At 29.6% G+C, this 2,067-nt stretch carries 2 protein-coding genes; both read left to right on the plus strand.

What is annotated here, in order from left to right:
* The first annotated feature begins 55 nt into the window (after positions 1-55).
* Positions 56-772, plus strand: coding sequence for a response regulator transcription factor (locus SOR60_RS10430; RefSeq protein ID WP_320595901.1), 717 nt, complete (start codon positions 56-58; stop codon positions 770-772).
* On the plus strand, positions 742-1,818 hold the full coding sequence (locus tag SOR60_RS10435; RefSeq protein ID WP_320595902.1) for a sensor histidine kinase: 1,077 nt from the start codon (positions 742-744) through the stop codon (positions 1,816-1,818). Before SOR60_RS10430 ends, SOR60_RS10435 begins: the two co-directional genes overlap by 31 nt.
* The last annotated feature ends 249 nt before the right edge of the window (positions 1,819-2,067 follow it).

The raw sequence follows: 2,067 nt of genomic DNA on the forward strand, positions 1-2,067 counted from the left end.
GTGGAGACCTGGTGTAACTGCCTCCCACGGAAAGTCCTGGGTTACAGAACCCCGGATGAAATCTTCGAGGAGGAAATCGACCGAATCTACCAGGCTACTGCCTAGCGGAGGGTGTCCAACTTGTTATTGCAATTTACGAAAAAATATTCTGAATTTGTCAGAGTATGAAGTTACTACTAGAAGTAGTATTAATGAAATAAATTTGTGTGATTTTATAGGATTTGATTTAATTCTTTTAGATATTATGATGCCGTTAAATGGATTAGATATTTGTAGACAAATTAGAAGTGAAATCAATGTTCCAATTATTTTTATTACTGCAAAAGATATGGAAGAAGACTTAGTTGATGGAATAGAAGTTGGAGCAGATGATTATATTACAAAGCCATTTACAGTTAAAGAATTTTTGGCAAGAGTTAAGATGCATTTGCGAAGAGAGGACAGAAACAAAGATAAGAAAAATATTTTTGATTTTGATAAGGTTAAGGTAGATATAGATCTTCAAAGTGTATTTATTGAAAAGAAAAAGGTGAAGCTTACTAAAAGAGAGTTTTTAATTGTAAGTACGTTGGCTAGTCATTCAAACAAAGTGTTCTCTATTGAAGAAATTTATAATCGAGTCTATCCTGGCAGTTCAGATACGCAATTTCGTTCTATTTCTGAATACATTTATCAAATAAGAAATAAATTTAAAGCATATGGGATCAATCCATTTGAGACAATGAGAGGGGGTGGATATAGATGGAACATACAATCAGTTTCAGCAGATTAGTTCGTAATACTTGTATTAAAATCGGATTAGAGTTTTTATCGGCAATCTTGCTTTTATATCTCTTTCCGATTTTATCCATATCAGTAAATATATCAGGATTAGAAAAGACAAATATTTCGTCTATCTTTTTTAATGCTTTTTCATGGATGTATATATGTTTGGCTTTTATTATTATTGTAAGCTTTAATATAAATAGAATGCTTAGAATAGTTAAGAAAGAAATGGATGTAGTTTACCATGAAAGTATGCTGATTGAACAACAAAAAAATAATGAAAGATTAACCTTGAAAGAATTTGCTGAAACAAATGACCGCATAAGTCAGATGCAATTAAAAATTAAGGAAATGATAAAAAGTGAGAAAAAGCAAAAAGAAGATTTAATTTTTAAAGTTTCTGCTGCATCTCACGACTTGAAGACACCATTAACGGTAATACAAGGGAACTCTGATTTGCTCTTATATTCAGAATTAAATGAAGAACAAAGAGCTTGTTTAAATGATATTTTGATTGCAAGTAAAAAAATAAGGGATTATTTTAATGTATTGATTAATTACTCAAAAACCTTCTATGATGATAAAAAAGAGTGGAAAAAATATTCTATTTTAGAAATTGCCGAAGCGATTGAGCAAGATGCCACATATATTTTAAAAGATAAGTCAATATTAAATATTCATAACGATATTATCGAAGATATGACTGTAGTATTAAACCTAAATTATGTGCTTAGAGCAGTTTCAAATATAGTCGCTAATGCTATTGAATATAGTGAATCTGAGGATAAGGAAATCACTTTACGTATATTCTATGAAGAAGAAACTTTGAATATTTCTGTATGGAATAAAGGCTCTCGTTTTACTGAAGAATCACTTGATAAATTTGGAGAACTTTTTTATAGACAAAATAAAGAGAGAAGTAGTGATGGTGTACATTATGGAATTGGGCTAGCTTTTGTAAAACGTGTAGCAGAGTTACACTCAGGAAAATTAATTATTTCTAATGCAGATAATGGGGCAGAAGTAATTCTTAAATTAAAAATAATACAATAACAATTTGTAAAATCAAATAGTATTTTAGAGATAGCAAAAAGTTATCTCTTTTTCTTATGCTTAAAATTCGAAAGGAGTTCCCAAAATGAAGAAAGAAAAAACATTGCAAGAAGTACAAATAGAAATTGCAGAGCTTGAAGAAGAAAAAGAAAGTTACGAAATTCAGTTACGACAACTTAAGAATAAAGAAAAAATATTAGTCAAGTTGTCAAATAAAAAAGAGAGAACAAGAAGAAATCACAGGCTTAT

Origin of the sequence: Anaerococcus porci (genome assembly GCF_034090325.1) — a bacterium.
Taxonomy (GTDB): Bacteria; Bacillota; Clostridia; order Tissierellales; family Peptoniphilaceae; genus Anaerococcus; species Anaerococcus porci.

Bases quoted from the DNA above. Each gene is read 5' to 3' on its own strand.
- SOR60_RS10430 (WP_320595901.1), top strand. From the start codon at position 56: ATGAAATCTTCGAGGAGGAAATCGACCGAATCTACCAGGCTACTGCCT.
- SOR60_RS10435 (WP_320595902.1), top strand. From the start codon at position 742: ATGGAACATACAATCAGTTTCAGCAGATTAGTTCGTAATACTTGTATT.